This is a genomic window from Niastella populi (genome assembly GCF_002078015.1).
Taxonomy (GTDB): domain Bacteria; phylum Bacteroidota; class Bacteroidia; order Chitinophagales; family Chitinophagaceae; genus Niastella; species Niastella populi.
This window is the reverse complement of the sequence record NZ_LWBP01000187.1, coordinates 98805-114370: the sequence shown is the minus strand read 5'-3', so window position 1 is coordinate 114370 and position 15566 is coordinate 98805. Positions and strand designations below refer to the sequence as shown.

At 43.2% G+C, this 15566-nt stretch carries 16 protein-coding genes; 8 read left to right on the top strand and 8 right to left on the bottom strand.

Features of this window, described 5'->3' with window-relative positions; genetic code table 11:
- The first annotated feature begins 166 nt into the window (after positions 1 to 166).
- Positions 167 to 382 carry a hypothetical protein gene (locus A4R26_RS16870; protein ID WP_081165305.1) on the top strand — a complete coding sequence of 72 codons (216 nt, stop codon included), beginning with the start codon at positions 167 to 169 and terminating at the stop codon, positions 380 to 382.
- 253 nt (positions 383 to 635) lie between these two features.
- Here A4R26_RS16870 and A4R26_RS16865 read toward each other — a convergent pair whose 3' ends face one another.
- The 5 genes from A4R26_RS16865 to A4R26_RS16850 all read right to left on the bottom strand — a co-directional run bounded on the left by A4R26_RS16865 (position 636) and on the right by A4R26_RS16850 (position 7330).
- Positions 636 to 1022 carry a response regulator gene (locus tag A4R26_RS16865; RefSeq protein ID WP_081165302.1) on the bottom strand — a complete coding sequence of 129 codons (387 nt, stop codon included), beginning with the start codon at positions 1020 to 1022 and terminating at the stop codon, positions 636 to 638.
- 35 nt (positions 1023 to 1057) lie between these two features.
- Positions 1058 to 4468, bottom strand: coding sequence for a chemotaxis protein CheB (locus A4R26_RS16860; protein WP_081165297.1), 3411 nt, complete (start codon positions 4466 to 4468; stop codon positions 1058 to 1060).
- Between the two features lie 142 nt (positions 4469 to 4610).
- On the bottom strand, positions 4611 to 6155 hold the full coding sequence (locus tag A4R26_RS16855) for a B12-binding domain-containing radical SAM protein (RefSeq protein ID WP_081165293.1): 1545 nt from the start codon (positions 6153 to 6155) through the stop codon (positions 4611 to 4613).
- A gap of 324 nt (positions 6156 to 6479) precedes the next feature.
- Positions 6480 to 6641 (bottom strand): lmo0937 family membrane protein, encoded by a 162-nt coding sequence (locus A4R26_RS34470; RefSeq protein WP_107685850.1) that lies wholly within the window; start codon positions 6639 to 6641, stop codon positions 6480 to 6482.
- 128 nt (positions 6642 to 6769) lie between these two features.
- On the bottom strand, positions 6770 to 7330 hold the full coding sequence (locus A4R26_RS16850) for a helix-turn-helix domain-containing protein (protein WP_081165288.1): 561 nt from the start codon (positions 7328 to 7330) through the stop codon (positions 6770 to 6772).
- 304 nt (positions 7331 to 7634) lie between these two features.
- Here A4R26_RS16850 and A4R26_RS16845 point away from each other — a divergent pair, with 304 nt between their 5' ends.
- The 4 genes from A4R26_RS16845 (at position 7635) to A4R26_RS16830 (ending at position 10000) form a co-directional block, all read left to right on the top strand.
- Positions 7635 to 7934, top strand: coding sequence for a hypothetical protein (locus A4R26_RS16845; protein WP_081165283.1), 300 nt, complete (start codon positions 7635 to 7637; stop codon positions 7932 to 7934).
- Between the two features lie 30 nt (positions 7935 to 7964).
- On the top strand, positions 7965 to 8861 hold the full coding sequence (locus A4R26_RS16840; RefSeq protein ID WP_081165278.1) for a bestrophin family protein: 897 nt from the start codon (positions 7965 to 7967) through the stop codon (positions 8859 to 8861).
- Positions 8862 to 8982: 121 nt separating this feature from the next.
- Entirely contained in the window at positions 8983 to 9339 is a 357-nt protein-coding gene (locus A4R26_RS16835; RefSeq protein ID WP_081165273.1) for a hypothetical protein, read from the top strand.
- A 202-nt stretch (positions 9340 to 9541) separates the two neighbouring features.
- On the top strand, positions 9542 to 10000 hold the full coding sequence (locus A4R26_RS16830) for a hypothetical protein (RefSeq protein WP_081165267.1): 459 nt from the start codon (positions 9542 to 9544) through the stop codon (positions 9998 to 10000).
- A 195-nt stretch (positions 10001 to 10195) separates the two neighbouring features.
- Here the strand turns inward: A4R26_RS16830 and A4R26_RS16825 are convergent, their stop codons facing one another.
- Entirely contained in the window at positions 10196 to 10546 is a 351-nt protein-coding gene (locus tag A4R26_RS16825) for a sensor histidine kinase (RefSeq protein ID WP_081165263.1), read from the bottom strand.
- A gap of 187 nt (positions 10547 to 10733) precedes the next feature.
- On the opposite strand from A4R26_RS16825, the gene A4R26_RS16820 reads away from it, so the two are divergent.
- On the top strand, positions 10734 to 11648 hold the full coding sequence (locus A4R26_RS16820) for a YihY/virulence factor BrkB family protein (protein ID WP_081165258.1): 915 nt from the start codon (positions 10734 to 10736) through the stop codon (positions 11646 to 11648).
- A gap of 131 nt (positions 11649 to 11779) precedes the next feature.
- The gene (locus A4R26_RS16815; RefSeq protein ID WP_133054712.1) at positions 11780 to 11974 is read left to right on the top strand and encodes a hypothetical protein; all 195 of its coding nucleotides are present in this window, start codon (positions 11780 to 11782) and stop codon (positions 11972 to 11974) included.
- Positions 11975 to 12301: 327 nt separating this feature from the next.
- Here A4R26_RS16815 and A4R26_RS16810 read toward each other — a convergent pair whose 3' ends face one another.
- Complete coding sequence (locus A4R26_RS16810) at positions 12302 to 13273, bottom strand: fasciclin domain-containing protein (protein ID WP_081165251.1); 972 nt, start codon at positions 13271 to 13273, stop codon at positions 12302 to 12304.
- A 426-nt stretch (positions 13274 to 13699) separates the two neighbouring features.
- Between A4R26_RS16810 and A4R26_RS16805 the strand changes: the two genes are divergently transcribed.
- Entirely contained in the window at positions 13700 to 14620 is a 921-nt protein-coding gene (locus tag A4R26_RS16805) for a MerR family transcriptional regulator (RefSeq protein WP_242674934.1), read from the top strand.
- A 142-nt stretch (positions 14621 to 14762) separates the two neighbouring features.
- Here the strand turns inward: A4R26_RS16805 and A4R26_RS16800 are convergent, their stop codons facing one another.
- Positions 14763 to 15533: a M57 family metalloprotease gene (locus tag A4R26_RS16800; RefSeq protein ID WP_081165246.1), complete on the bottom strand. Its 771-nt coding sequence runs from the start codon at positions 15531 to 15533 to the stop codon at positions 14763 to 14765.
- Between the last annotated feature and the right edge of the window lie 33 nt (positions 15534 to 15566).

Below are 15566 nucleotides of genomic sequence, written 5' to 3'. Positions count from 1 at the left end.
GCCTGTCCCGATGGTACCGTCGGGGCTTTCGTACCTGTTCTGAGGCAGACCTTATTGGCCACGGCTCTGTGCGCAGGGGCCGTGGCCGGTAAGCGGCGCAGATGCAGTTATGTAATGCGGTTAGTAGTGTGTGTCATCCATTTTTTAACCATTTTAATTATTCTCAATGAATAATATCCTTAACAGGGTGCAAGGTACCACCCCGAAGTTTTTTAAAATACTTCGCAATATTGGCCTTACTCTGGCAGCCGTAAGCGCAGCGGTGTTCGCATCGCCTGTAGCGCTGCCAACCCTCGTTACCGACATAGCCGGTTACCTGGCTGTGGCCGGCAGCGTAATGGGCGCCGTAAGCCAAACGGCGGTGCTCAATGAAGACGAATAGCAGATGGGTATTGTTTGCGAAAGGGTCCCGCTACGGCTTGCCGGGAGCGGGGCTCTTTTTAATGGCGAATTCAACGCGCCTGTTTTTTGCACGCCCGTCGCTTGATGGCTGCCAGGTATTTCCGTTAATTGTAAGCGTAATATCGTCCTGTTGTGAAGATGACTTCTGATTCTGTTTTTAAACTGTACCCTGCCTCGATGAACGGCCGCGTCTCATGGCGGCCGTTTTCTGTAATTGGCAAAACATTCGATGGTCAATTCCATTTTTCGCCAAGCACAAAGGACACCATATAAAATACATCATCGGGTAAAACAGGTTTGCTCATGAAATGTGCGGCGCCGAGGCTTTTTAACCTGGCAGACTCCTTTTCATCCCGGGAAGTTGTATAAATGATCACCGGAACAGCGGCCAGCCGGGGATCTTTTTTAATTTCTATCAGGCACTGCTCTCCGCTCACACCGGGCATTCGCAGGTCGAGAAAAATAAAATCGGGCAGAACATTATCTACATCATTTAAATATGACAGGGCTTCCTGTGCATTAGCCGCTGCAACATATTTAATTGTATCATCAAATTCCGCCGTCGCCTCAAAGAACAACTTCCTGTCATCGGCATCATCGTCAATTAGTAAAATAGTCATTGTATTTCAGTTGAAATAATTGCAATAATGATCTTCTATTTTTTTAAAGGAAGAAGTACATGAAACTCAGTTCCCTCGCCTTCTTTGGAATGCACATAAATTTCACCACTATGGTTTAACACTATCTTTTTACATAAGGCCAGGCCAATACCGGTTCCTTCAAAACGGTCGGTTGCATTCAATCGCTGGAATATCAGAAAGACCTGTTCCATAAATTTCTCATCGATGCCTATCCCGTTATCGGAAAAAATGGTCTCGCAATATGATAATTCGCTATTAAGCAAAGGATGCGTTTTCACTTCCCCGGCCGAAAGCGTTCTGTATGAAATGTGAATTACCGGCGATACATCTGGCCGGGAAAATTTCAGGGCATTTCCCAGCAGATTGTAAAAAAGCTGGTTCATCTGCAACGGCACCGCTTTTATAACCGGGAGTTTATCATGCGTTATAACGGCTTTTTTCTGTTCAATAAGTATATCAAAGTCATTTCTGACATTTTGTAGAATAACGTTCAGGTCTACCTGTTCAAAAACATTGCCATCCAACACCTTTGAAAAATTAAGCACATCGCTGATCAGTCGCGACATGCGCCGTGCTGCCAGGCTGATCTTGTTGATCAGTTCCCTGGCTTCACCCGATATATTTTCACCATATCGTTCATTGAGGAGCGCTGAAAAAGTCCTGATTTTTCGCAAGGGCTCCTGCAGGTCATGGGAGGCAATTGTAGCGAATTGCTCCAGGCTGTCATTCGACTGTTTAAGTTTTATATTGGCTTCTTTTAGCGAAAGGGTGCGCTCCTCTACTTTCACTTCCAGTTCCTCAGAAAAATCAATCAGATCATTCTCTCGGTTCCGGGTATCCGTGATATCTTCAAAAGCCAATAGTATTAGTAATTCAGCATTATCTTTTCGGGCAATGCGGCAGGCATTTACCAACAAGATCCTTTCGCCAATATCTTCAAACTGATGGCTGATCTCAACATCGGCAAAACTGCCGTCTGTTAATAAACTATTTTCAAGGGCCAACCGAAGCGCAGGGATACCCCAATGCCCGTTCCTGATAAGGAAAAAGGATTTTCCTTCCGTGTATTCCGCCGATGTTTTGAACTTCTTATAATATGCCTGATTAGCTGTTCTCACTTTCAGATCTTTATCCAGAACAATGAGGGGCTCGCGAATCGTTGCTATTATGGATTCGGCGTACAACCGGGCAATATTCAATTGCTCATTGCGGTCTAACAATTCCTGGTTCAGGGTAGTCAGCTCTTCATTAGTGCTTTGGATCTCTTCCTTCGACGTTTCCAGTTCCTCATTAAGGCTTTGCAGCTCTTCGCTGCCTGACAACAATTCTTCGTTTGCGCTTTGCAGTTCTTCATTCGCTGCTTCCTGGTCTTGCGTGATGCTTCTGATATCTTCACGCAACCCGGCCAGTTCCTTTTCTAACTGACTGTTCCGTTCGCTTTCGGCCGTACCTTTGCCGGGGGCTTCGGTGAACGACCCTTCCCCGTCATCGCCCGGTATTTTAACCATTGCATCCCTGAAAAGTACCAGGTAATAGCGTTCTATCGTATTCAATAACGGGATAACTTCAAAGGTCACCAATTGTTGTTTCTCTGCAGACGTAAGGGGAATGCCTTTTTTTACTACCGGCTGGCTATCTGTTTTTGCCTTATGCAATGCATTCCGCAGTTCAAAAGCCAATCCCGGTTTAACCATTTTCAACACGTTCAGGCTTGGTTTTCCTGGCGATGGTTCCAGCCATGCGCCCGTTTGTCCCCTGAACTGCACAATCTCCATTTGTTCGTTCACCACTACGCCGGAAGGTGAAAACCTGGTTATAACCACTTCATCGGCATTACGCTGAAAATCGTAGCGACCGGAATCATTTTTACCGGCGTTCGCATTGCCACCAGATACATTTTCTGTTTTACCGGAGGTAAGATGTAAAAACTTTCCGGGAACGCTTTTTCTTTTATAGATCTTTTCACTTTTGCCATAGGGTGCAAACAGTTCCGATGCCGGGGCGGTGGTTTCAGAGTTGCCCAGTAACAAATATCCATTCTCATTCAGCGCATAGTGAAAGGTGGTAAGCGCCCTTTTTTGAAGAAACGCTTCCATATAGATCAGTACGTTCCGGCAGCTGATCAGGCTCATTTTTGCAAAGGGCGGATCTTTCAGGAAATTGTGGCAGGCAAACACACATATATCCCTTATTGACTTATTGACATGATAGCCGCCATTTACTTTCGTAAAATATTTTTCCACCTGGAAGGCGCTTAATCCGCCCATATCTTTTTTCGAGTAAATGCCCATGCGGGCTTTTAAGATCGATTTTTCAGAGATATCCGTGGCAAAGATCTGGATCTTATAGTCTGCAACTTTTTCTCCCAGATATTCGCTCAGGCATATAGCCATTGAATAAGGCTCTTCCCCGGTTGAGCAACCGGCTATCCACATGCGCAACGGGTTGTCAATATCTCTATCCTTCAACAGGTTCGGAAACACCGATTCGGTTAATGCCGTAAAAGCTTTAGAATCGCGGAAAAAACCCGTAACCGGAATAAGGAGATCCTGGTACAGGAGGTCCTGTTCGGCAATATTCTCCCTGAAATAGGTAAGATAATCGGTGATATGCTCAATTTTATTTAAACCCATCCTGCGAATGATGCGCCTGCGAATGGTAGTTTGTTTGTAATAGGTAAAATCATTCCCTTTCCGCACACGTAACAAGGCGATCAATTGACGGAAGGCCTCTTCCCCGGCCGATTTATTATCTTCCTTCTCCTCCTCCAATCCATTTCTGAAGATTTCCGATATCCTGGCCAGGTGCACCGGGATCTCTTCGGGCGTAAGAATAAAATCCACCACCTCTGCATCGATAGCGCTCCGTGGCATACCTGAATAGGTTGCAGACTGCGGTTCCTGCGCAAAGGTAAAACCGCCATGCTCCTTGATCGCCATCTGCCCCAGGGTACCATCGGTTCCGGTTCCTGATAAAACAACACCTATTGCATGGCTCTGATGAACTTCAGACAGGGAAGTGAAAAAAAGATCGATGGGCATATTCTTCTCGCCTTTCGCACCGCGGGGGCTTAATTCAAGCCGGCCGTCATTTGCCGTCAGCAATTTATTCGAAGGGATCACATACACCCGGTTTGGTTCAACCCTTACATTATTGGTTATTTCCTGAACAGGCAATGAGGTTATCTTTTGCAGTATCTCCACCAGCATGCTATCATGCGACGGCTCCAGGTGTTGTACGAAAATGTAGGCAACGCCGGAATCCTCAGGGATGGCTTTGATCAATCTTTTAAAAGCATCCAGCCCGCCTGCAGAGGCGCCAACGCCAACTACCGGGAATAGATTATCGGACTGTTTCCTGTTTTCATCTCTATTGTGCAATTCAGACATGATCTTGTATATGCTTAAATTATAAATGAGAAACATTTCCAAGGTACGTTTATTAACTTTATGGCATCTCCCCACATTTTAATCATCCCCTTCAGGCCCTGCTCACAATGTTCAAAATCAAAAGGGAAGAAAACAGACAGGCTGTCTTCTCCCCTTTATGCATACGAGATTAAAAACCTTAATACGATTGGCTGTTCCCCTTCGTACTCTGTAAATATGCATATGCATTGTGCGAGACGGCCAAACGCGGCAGCCATTGCCACCACACGCCCAGATCAGCTTTAATAATGTTATAATAGAAATCAGGCAGTTGAAGGGATTCTCCTTCAAAATACTTTCTGAAGTTGCGATCCTTAATTAAGTTTTGCCGTACCTGCCGATAAAATTTTATCCTGCCCCAGCCTTCCGAAGAGATAGCCCGCATCACATTCATCCACTTTGCGTTGAACCCTTTCGTATTTATAAGCCGCCGGTAAATAGCCTTTAGCGAAAATGCGTATTCAGTTAAATCGATCACTTTATCGTAAAAGTCGACCCAGTCATAATTTTTTGGCTTCACATTCATGGCCAAATGATTATTCAGAAAATGAAAAGGGAATGGAATTACCCGCTTTGTTTTTTGATATTCGAGATTTAATGGGGCTGCCTCACCAAACGCTGTTAGAAGCGAGAAGCCCGGAAAAGCATTTGGGGAATAATCTATAAAGCGTTTGGTAAGTTCGAATGGTTCAGCCCCCTCATCGCTATCAAGGCCCAGTACAAAGTTTGTTTGCACGTATGGCACATAGCGAAAAATTGTATTAACGTGTTCCGAGATCTGTTTTACTTTTTCAGCGCCTGTAATATGGGAAGACCGTGATTTATTACCCAGTTCGTACCAGGATTCTATACCCGGCAACAATGCTGTAAAGCCATTTGCTTTGAGCTTCTTTAAATGACCCTCTGTCAAAATAGAAAGGCTGCTCTCTGCAATAAAACGAAAACTTTCAGGCGGCGCGGCTGAAGCAATGGCCTGCATGCTCTCTTCAAACCGCACTCCGAAATTCGGATCATGCCATCCTATCATGGGCTTTTTAAACTTTGTAAGCAAAAATTGAAGGTCCGATCTTATGGTTTGAAAATCCAATGCCTGATAAGGCACGGTAGAATCAATACAAAACGGGCATGTATAAGGACAGCCAACACTTCCTAAAATGGGTACGATCTTTATGAACGGGGCTTTCTTTAAAGTAGGTTCAATAAATTTCCAGCGCTCCTGAATGCCACATAAAGCGGCCGGTTGTTTGCCTGCACACAGTTTTTTACCTGCCGGGCGTTGCGGTGTACAATTAGTCAATACCTCTTTTATAATTTCCCGGCTGGTAAAACCCAACACATAATCAAAGTATTGAACAGCATCATCGGGATAACACCGGGCATGCGGACCGCCCAGCACGGTTACTACATTGCGGCTGCGTAAATAATTACTGATTGCATAGGCCAAAAGCGCGGCCTGGGTAAAAGAACTGATAAAGATCAGGTCAACGTTACCCGGAATTTCCCTACTCAAATCTTCACTACCGGTATAACAGATCATTGTAACCTCATGCCCTTCCTGCTCGCACCATGTAGCTATCACCTGCGGCATTATACTGGCCAGGTTGGCATGCATGATCTTTGCCCATAAAGATTTTGAAGGATTTTTACATACGAGGTCAATAATCCCTATTTTAAGAGCTGGCATATGGATATATTTTATGTTACCAGGGCTTCCAGGTCAGCTACAGTACCAAAGGTGATCGAAAATCAGTAATGAATTGTTATAAACTTCTATGGAATAGTTATATTATTCACACATTGTTGTTGTTGAGCTATTTTTTTTAAACAGCCGGTACGCAATGCCACTGTTTAATTTTTCCAACAAAAAGGGCCGGGATAAAAATCCAGCCCTGCATCTATCCAATATCCTATGAAAAACCACAACAAAGATAAAAGCAGATTTTGTCTTCCTGTTATACAGTTCATTAAACATGTTATATAATTCACACATTGAATTATAACACTGACTTTACCGGTTTCCCGGGGCTTTACTTCTCCTGAGACATAACAATAAAGCGATAAATGCACTAATGAGCAGCAAATGGAATGCACCTCCTGCATTATACCCCACGTATCCTACCACCCAACCAATACTTAGAAAAACGCCGGTAAAAAACAGTAGATCCCACATAACTATATTTTTATACTTTACACGCCGATAATTTCCTGTAAAGGTGAGTTCTTATCAATTCATTGTTGTTACATAACTTTTAAATTTAGTTACAGGATTCACATATGCAAAGTGGAGAATTATTCAATTCACATTTCATCCAGCATCGACCGCCGTTTGTCTTTAAGCTGTTTAAAATGTGAGGGGGTAAGACCCGTTACTTTCTTGAACTGAGCCGAAAGATGCGCAACGCTGCTGTAATGCATCCGGTAAGCGATTTCGGTCAGGTTCAACTCATTGTATACGAGTAATTCTTTTACCCGTTCAATTTTGTGAGCGATGAGGAATTTTTCAATGGTGGTGCCCTGAACTTCAGAGAAAAGATTGGCCAGGTAAGTATAATCATAGTGTAGTTGCTGGCTTAAATACTCAGAGAAATTTACCGTCAGGGGGTCTTCCGAATGATGAACTAATTCAATGATAACATTTTTTATCTTCTGTATCAATATACTCTTTTTGTCATCCATTAATTCGAGGCCCGACTTCAATAGCGCTGTCCTCAATTGTTCGTGTTGCCCGGCTGAAATATCTTCAATCACCTCAGCCTCACCTAAAACAACTGAAATATAATGGTACCCAAGTTTATTAAGTTCCTCTTTCACGACCATCACGCAGCGAAGACAAACCATATTTTTAATGTATAATTTCAAGGTTGCGATTTTACTGATTAACAGGATATACAATTCCACTTACATATGAAAACCTGCGGCTTAAAGGCATCCATGCTTAAAATGTACATAATAACCCATTTATTTGTTTTGTTTGGAAATCAATAGGGAATTTATGAAATATTAAAACAATAATCTGTGATTTTCATTTGTTTATCTTGAAAATCTTACCGCTTTCCATGTGTGAATGATATAACTTATTTCTCCAATTATGTAACAGCCATTCCATCTGAAAGCAACAGTTTTGCATTGTATTGTAATTCGGCAATACTATAATTTCATTTTAATGAGCAATGAGAAGTTTGATTCGGCAAATTATCCAAATGCGATGAGTGAACTATCGGCCTTAAAACGGGGAACGGCTGAATCCCCTATCTATTTTAAGGTTGAGATCATTGTATCCTATTTAAAGAACCATAGTCTCGAAACCGCCTGGATCGATGCGAACCCATCCCTTAGCAGAATGATCACATCGGGCTTCTTCAAAACCGCGCATCTGGAATCAATATTCGATTCCGGCCGCAGCAACAAAACTTTTTTGACTGATTATGAACACCATATCACCAAACTTCTGATGGGTCGTTAAAGTGGATATTTTATAAAAAGCTCCGAAATCATGATACTTGACAACAGGCTACCTTTTAAGTATTTATTTAACACTGTCAAATACGAGCTGATCATAGTCTTTATCGTAGGAATTATAACTCACTCCGGCGCTATGGAACTTACCGTATTATTACCTAATATGCCGCTTACCATACCAGCCTTTTTAGGTACGTCAATTTCAGTACTCCTTTCGTTCAAGATGAACCAGTCATATGACAGGTGGTGGGAAGGGAGGAAAACATGGGGAGCGATCACCAATGATTCAAGAAGCCTCGTAATTCAGTTACAAACGTTTTTGGGTTCCGGCCAATCTCATATAATAAACAGGATCGCTTACCTGCAGATTGCCTGGTGTTTTTCACTGGGAAACTCATTGCGGGGAACCCCAAATTCGATCGACGGCTTATCCCGCCTGGTGAACGAAAGCGATCTGAATAAAATTCTAAAACACAGGAATCACGCCCTTGCCATAACGCAATTGATTACAACAGATATAAAAGAATTACGATTGAATAATGCGATAGATATTCATACAAACATTCATCTGCAGGAAACAATTACGCGCCTCACAGACTCGATGGGGAGTGCGGAAAGGATCAGTAATACGGTTTTTCCTTCGACATACCGTTTGATACTGCATTTTTTGATCTATATTTTCGTTATTTCACTCTCCATTTCACTCAAAGGCACCAATAATATTTTTGTATTACCTCTTTTGCTGTTGATCTCCGCAGGCTTTTTCAGTATAGAAAAGATCGCATATCATTTGCAGGACCCGTTCAAAAACCGGCCAAGTGATGTACCGGTAACAGACATTGCCACAACCATTGAAATTAATATCAGGCAATTGTTACGTGAAGAAATAACTCAGGACCATAAGCGGCCACACAATTTTTTTGTAATGTGATCCAAAAGCCGTTCCCAACAGCAGCCGCGTCTTTCTTGCTCACAAAAAGATGTGTGATTCATGTAATTCTTCCCTTAAATCATATAATAATATACCGGTAAAAGAATCTGACCTTTGCTTTATGAAAAAGCTCAGAAATATACCAGGCCGGGAAATGGATACCATATCATCTGTCCTGAATAAGCTAAAGTTAAAAAACCAGGACAATGAATTTGTAATTAACAACGCCGGAGAGTTGAGCCTTAATGGGAAGTCTTATAGTCAGCACGATATTAAGATCATCAAAACTTACCGTTTTGAGGGTGATTCCGACCCTGCAGACCAGGCTATAATATACCTTATAATGTCCAATGATGGTGTAATAGGCTATAGCCTCGATGCGTATGGCGTTTATTCGAACCACAAGAACGACGGGTATGCTGACCTTATTCAAAGAGTAGCAATAAACAACGTAAGTATCAATTTCCATCTTTCATGATAATCTGCTTCTAATTTCCCGGAAAACACTGTTATCACTCCAATGGGCGCCCACCGGCAAAATAGCCCGTTATACTATACGGCAAGGGAGAGATATTACAGACAGGCTACCTGCTGCTCAAAACATTCTGATGTGTGAATCATGTAATTATTCTCTAAGATCATATAATCATACAATAAAAAAAGAATCGGACCTTTGTGATATGAAAAAGTTATTATTGTTATTAACGGGTGGTCTGTTCTTTTGCATGTCGATCTCAGGCCAGATAAACATAGATTCTCTTTCGTTAGTGGCTGAAATAAGCCAGGATCAGTTAAAACTGGGCAAACTTAAAAATCTGCTTGAACAACAGGAAAATAGTAATCTGATTGCATCAGAAAAAGCGCAGAGTTCGGCAAATCAGAATTCAACTGCCGCAGATAACCTAAGTGAAAGCCCCGATAGTAAAAAACTGGCAAGGAAGGCAAAAAACAGAGCCGGAGATGCCAAGAAAGATGCAAGAAGTGCAAGAAAAGAATCGAAAATGCTGAACAGGTTGAACGAAGATATTCTGTTTCTAGAGAATAGAATTGCTGCGAATCAGGTGAAACTAAATAAACACATAGAAGTGGGAACTTACAGGATGGCTAACGACACCATACCTTTTGATAGATCTTTTTGATATATAATTTAACGACAGAGGAATAAATTCGAACGAAGCAACGGGGTTGAATGGGTGCAGTGAGGTTATTATTGATTGGGGGAATAGCATTTCCCCAATCATTCTTTATACATTTTCTCACGGCAATATCAGAACCTGGGAGCGACAGTTTCATTAAATGATTCCCCGGCAAAGCAATTCAGGTTTAGCTGTATATCATGTGTGGATAGTTCGGTCATCAATCACCATCATGTCGGTATCGTTGGCTGCCAATATCCGGGATATGTCGGTCAGTTCCTCTATAACACCCGATATAAATGAGCTGGACCTTTCAAGGCACATTTCACGGCTTTCGTCATCAGTTTTAGCCAATTCTATATACAGTAAAGCCGCTATCAGAACCTGATTCAAATCCTCCTGTATTCTTTGTGCAATACGCGCCCTTTCTTTATCCTGTGCGGCCAGCGCACTGCCTGCTTCTTTTTGTTTTACCTGTTGTTCCTTTACTACCTTCAGTTTATTTTCCAATAGTTGTGATCCGCTTGTTTTGTTGTTTGAACTACGCATATTATTGCTTTTACATAAAGGTGAGAAACATTGTATAGACGTGTGTTATGTTTTCAATCAAACATTTTATATTATTCACACTTTTTTCCTTATTTGGGGCGCTTTAACCCCTTTATATTTAAAAGCAGGGTGTAAAGTACTTATTTCAGGGGCATGCTTATTGAAGCGGCGACAATAAATATAACTCATGAAACGAATCCATATTTTTTTTGTGCAGCTATGGGTTACTTTCAGAACTACCCTCAAAACCTTTATTGCTGAAAACTGCCTTCGCTATAGCGCATCGCTTTCCTATTATACTATCTTTTCACTGGCTCCATTACTTATTATTACCATTTCATTGTTAGGATACTTCTTTGGGAGGCAGGCAATGGAAGGAAGAATATTTTCAGAAATACGCGCACAGGTTGGCGATGTTGCGGCACTGCAGATACAACAAATGATCCGGCACATTGTTACAACAGAAGGTTCATTTATTGCACGGTTGGTGGGAATCTTAATAATGGTAATTGGGGTCGCAGCCGTTTTCACTGAAGTGCAGGACGCTATCAACCACATCTGGAAGCTCAAACCAATTCCAAAACTTAACAGAAAAAAATTCCTTATCAAAAGAATTATATCCCTGGGGATCTTCAGCGTCATTGGCTTTATCCTTGTTTTATCATTAATAATCAATTTACTGATTAATGTTTTGGGTAATTACCTGATCGATCTTTTTGCAAATGCAGGCATCTTTATAGTTTTTGCAATAAACCGGGCGTTTATTATCGCTGTTGTCGCTGTATTGTTTACACTTATGTTCAAATACCTGCCAGACGGGTTCGTAAAATGGAAAGATGCTATAAAAGGAGCTGTATTTACATCCTTTTTCTTTATGATTGGTAAAGCGTTGATAGGTTATTTTCTTGGTCATTTAAATACAACTTCCGCCTATGGAGCTGCAGGAAGCCTGGTTGTTTTGCTGCTTTGGATTTATTATTCCAGTGTCATAATTTACTTTGGCGCAACCTTTACAAAAGTATATGCCTACCTTTATGGAGGGAAAATTATCCCAAGGCCATATGCAGTTTATTTAGAAACAAAAGAGATCATGCCCGGTTAAATTGAGACAAAATGGGCATCGAAACTTAAATTCAGTATATGCCATTTTATTACTATATTTTTTTGGTAATCGTGTTGTCAATTATTTTCCTTGCAATTCGTTCATTGGTTTTAAGGAGAAAAAATATTCCTGTGCAGTTATATGTTAAAGCGCTGCACAATGAGAATAACGGAAATTTCGAGGAAGCCCTGACTACATATGAAAGTGCTTTAAACGAAGTGAAGAAGATCAGGTTTCACAACAGGTTAAAACATAAAATAATAGAAAAAATAAAACTGCTGCATACTTTGATCGAACACAAAAACAGTTTTCGCTTTATCAGGTAAGTGATACAGATAAATACCCATCTGTCTGGAGCCTTCTTATAGAGCCGGTTTAATCACTGGCCGGCAGCGCTAAAACATGCATCTTTCTTTTACATCCCTGCTCCTGTCTATTTTCCCCACCCGCCGATCCAAAAGGGTGGTCTTTTGATAATTCATCCCATAATTAGTACATGTGCCCTGAATAAATCATCAAAAAAGGAGACAACTACCTGCGCCCGTTCATTACCTGCTTTGATCATGCTTTTTATTTGCGTGTATTCCCAACCGTTTGTTCTTTATTCCGCCTGTAGCTGCCTCCCTGATCTCAACACTACTCCTCAACTTATATTATGGTAACAATACCCTGTCTATCACATGTATCACCCCATTGGTGGTGACTATATCGGTTGCCACAATATTGGATGCCGACGGGTTGCCATTACCTTTTACTTTCGGGCCACCGCTCAGGGTGATGGTGACCTTACCTCCGCCCGCAGTAGTGGGCTGCGCTCCTTCTGTAAGGTCTGACGAAAACACCCGCGCACCCACTACATGGTACAGGAGTATCGGCTTCAGTGTATTGGGGTCCGCCGCCTGGATGGATGCAATGGTTGGGAAACCCGCATCGATAAATGCCTGGTTAGTGGGGGCAAATACGGTGAGCGGACCGGCTGCCGTCAGTGCATTGACGATATCACTGCCTGCACGCTGTACTGCAGCTACCAGATAGGTGAAATTGGGATTGGCGGAAGCGGTTTGAACTATGTTTCCGGCCGGGGGCATCAACACCCGGTCTATCACATGTATGACGCCGTTGGTGGCCATTACATCCGCTTTATTGACCTTTACGCCATTGATATATACACCCGTGCTGTTGCTGGTGGCAAATACCTGTTTGCCGCCGAGGGTGGTAATGGCTGCGTTGGGGCCTGCAGGCACATCGGCCGCCATCACTTTCGATCCCAGTACATGGTATTGAAGTACGCCTGTAAGCAGGGAAACGCCATCGGCATCGAGCGCATTGATCTTTGCCTCCGTATCGAGGTCGGGCGTACCATCGCCGTTCAGATCAACCTTTTTGAAGGCCGCATCATCAGGGGCAAATACCGTGAGATTGGCGGTTGTGGCCAATGTATTGGCGAGCCCGGCTTTCACTACGGCAGCCTCCAAAAGTGTCAGCTGCGGATCGTTCACCACAATCTCGGTTATATTTCTTTGTACTGGTTTGTCGTCATCATCCTTGTCGCAACCCGTCATGGCCAATGCACCCACAGATATCGATACAAGTAACAATTTGCTGAATAAACGGTAAGATTTCATAATTGGTCTTTTTTGTATTAGTTAATATGTATTGTTTTGTATAGTTCGCCAGGGATCGGGGAATACCATCACAGTACCTTGGTTTTGCCAAAGCATACATCTTTTTCCGGAACATGCCGGCAGCGATTTGGGGGTGTTGGCCTGGATTATTCGCCCGCCGCCTTTACGGCGCAAGCATCAGGCGAAGTTGTACATGGGGTAATCAGTTTGTCAACCGGTATCTTTGCGGGATTATTTTGTCCAACTAAATTACGAAAAAGTTGAACAAAAAAATAATATCTTTACTGTATTAACAAAAATACTTTTCTCCAAAACGCAGCGTTGCCGTGATGCGCAGGTATGAATGCGGTTCATTAACTTTATACTGCTATGAAACGTCCATGGCAAAATTTTCATTAAGACACACAGGATAATGAAAATTTTGCCATGGTAAGTTCCATCTGGCCAAAACTCAATTATTATTTTCAGATGAAAATGTATCATATATCCGAATTGGAACAACTGTCGGGCATAAAGGCGCCGACCATCAGGGTTTGGGAAAGACGCTATAACCTGATTCAGCCGGGGCGTACCGATACCAATATCAGGATGTACGACGACCGGCAGGTACGTAAACTGCTGAATGTGGTCACTTTGTTGTCAAATGGCTATAAAATATCCAGGATCGCGGAGCTGGACGAGGAAGACCTGCATGCGATGGTACTCGGGCTGCAAGGCAGCACAGTGGAAACCGATGACGCCGCTTCGGCCTTCATCAACGGCCTGGTGTCAGCCATGCTGACATTCGATGAAGCAGATTTTGAAAAGACCTATGCTGCAGCGGTGGAACGGTATGGGATGTTCGAAGCCATGCTGAACGTATTTTATCCGTTACTGGAAAAAATCGGCATCATGTGGTCGACAGAAGATGCGATGCCTGTGCAGGAGCATTTTGCTTCATCGATCATCCGGCGTAAGCTGATGGCCGCTACCGATGCACTGGTGATGAAAAGGAAACGCCGCAAGAAATTCCTGCTATTGCTGCCACCGGGAGAGTGGCATGAGATCGGTTTGCTTTTCGCCAATTATATCATCCGGTCGATGGATGTGGAAACGACCTATCTTGGTCAGAACGTACCCTATGAACAGGTGCCTGCTATCCTCGATAAAACGAATATCTCTCATGTACTGTTGTTTTTTATCAAGCGGCCGGAGGAAACCGATCTTAATAATATCCGCAGAACGATGGGGCTTCCGCGAAACATGCCGCTCCTGATCGCCGGCAGTAAGGAGGTTACAGCCGGTTTGCTACTTAACAATACTACCTTTTTACTTAGATCTCCCAAAGACATCTTAAGCCATCTCTGACCTGTTTAAACCCACAAAAAAGGTTGCCTATCCCGTAACGATCACCGCGGCGATCGTTACGTTTACCGGTAAGTTACAAACCAAATAAAAAGAAAAGGAAAGCCGTCGACGGACAGCTTCCCTTTTGCATTTGATCGCTTCATCAATTCGGATACAGGATCTGGGTGGCCAGCACATCGGCCGACGTAAATCCGTTCCAGTTAAGAACAAATGAGTTCATCACTGAATTGGGATCTGAGGTAGGCGTACCCGCAATGTGGATGCCCGACGTTTGGTTGGTGTGGTGGAAACCAATGGTGTGCCCGAATTCGTGCGTAATGGCAAACAATTTCTGGCTGGCTGGCAGGCTGTTGTAATTGGAATTGATCTCAACGCTTACACCAGGCCGGCCGTTGGAGGCAGGCAGATAAGCCCTGGCAATCCAGTTGGCCGACTGAAACCCCATGAATACCCGGCAATGTGCGGCAGACTGGCTGCTTACGATCGACATACCCAGCCTGGAGGAAGGAACCGCATTCCAGTTATTTACAGCGCCCTGAATAGCAGTTCTCCACGCAGTTGGAACCGCAGGATCGATGTAAATGGTGATGTTGCTGTTGTACGAATTGCTAACGATGTAATTGTGCCGCCGTTGTTCGGTGGTGGCAGTTTTCCAGTCGGCAATCCGTTGTTGCAACTCGGCCCTGGTTAAGATGATGTCCTTTTCCACAATAACCCGGTCGTCTTCGAAAACGATCTGCTTTTGATCAAATCCCTGGCTGGCGAGATAGCTGGTAATTTCCTCTGTGTTCTCCTGGCTGGCAGGCGCTTCGGGCGCCGAAGAGCTTTTAGCGCAGGAAGCAGTAAGCAGTACAACTGCGGCAAGAAAAAGCATCGAATTGGTTTTCAATTCTCTCATGTGACGTGTGATCATACTGTAAGGTTTTAAAATGGTTTATGATACTTT

Bases quoted from the DNA above. Each gene is read 5' to 3' on its own strand.
- A4R26_RS16870 (WP_081165305.1), top strand. From the start codon at position 167: ATGAATAATATCCTTAACAGGGTGCAAGGTACCACCCCGAAGTTTTTT.
- A4R26_RS16865 (WP_081165302.1), bottom strand. From the start codon at position 1,022: ATGACTATTTTACTAATTGACGATGATGCCGATGACAGGAAGTTGTTC.
- A4R26_RS16860 (WP_081165297.1), bottom strand. From the start codon at position 4,468: ATGTTTCTCATTTATAATTTAAGCATATACAAGATCATGTCTGAATTG.
- A4R26_RS16855 (WP_081165293.1), bottom strand. From the start codon at position 6,155: ATGCCAGCTCTTAAAATAGGGATTATTGACCTCGTATGTAAAAATCCT.
- A4R26_RS34470 (WP_107685850.1), bottom strand. From the start codon at position 6,641: ATGTGGGATCTACTGTTTTTTACCGGCGTTTTTCTAAGTATTGGTTGG.
- A4R26_RS16845 (WP_081165283.1), top strand. From the start codon at position 7,635: ATGAGCAATGAGAAGTTTGATTCGGCAAATTATCCAAATGCGATGAGT.
- A4R26_RS16840 (WP_081165278.1), top strand. From the start codon at position 7,965: ATGATACTTGACAACAGGCTACCTTTTAAGTATTTATTTAACACTGTC.
- A4R26_RS16835 (WP_081165273.1), top strand. From the start codon at position 8,983: ATGAAAAAGCTCAGAAATATACCAGGCCGGGAAATGGATACCATATCA.
- A4R26_RS16830 (WP_081165267.1), top strand. From the start codon at position 9,542: ATGAAAAAGTTATTATTGTTATTAACGGGTGGTCTGTTCTTTTGCATG.
- A4R26_RS16825 (WP_081165263.1), bottom strand. From the start codon at position 10,546: ATGCGTAGTTCAAACAACAAAACAAGCGGATCACAACTATTGGAAAAT.
- A4R26_RS16820 (WP_081165258.1), top strand. From the start codon at position 10,734: ATGAAACGAATCCATATTTTTTTTGTGCAGCTATGGGTTACTTTCAGA.
- A4R26_RS16810 (WP_081165251.1), bottom strand. From the start codon at position 13,273: ATGAAATCTTACCGTTTATTCAGCAAATTGTTACTTGTATCGATATCT.
- A4R26_RS16805 (WP_242674934.1), top strand. From the start codon at position 13,700: ATGGTAAGTTCCATCTGGCCAAAACTCAATTATTATTTTCAGATGAAA.
- A4R26_RS16800 (WP_081165246.1), bottom strand. From the start codon at position 15,533: ATGATCACACGTCACATGAGAGAATTGAAAACCAATTCGATGCTTTTT.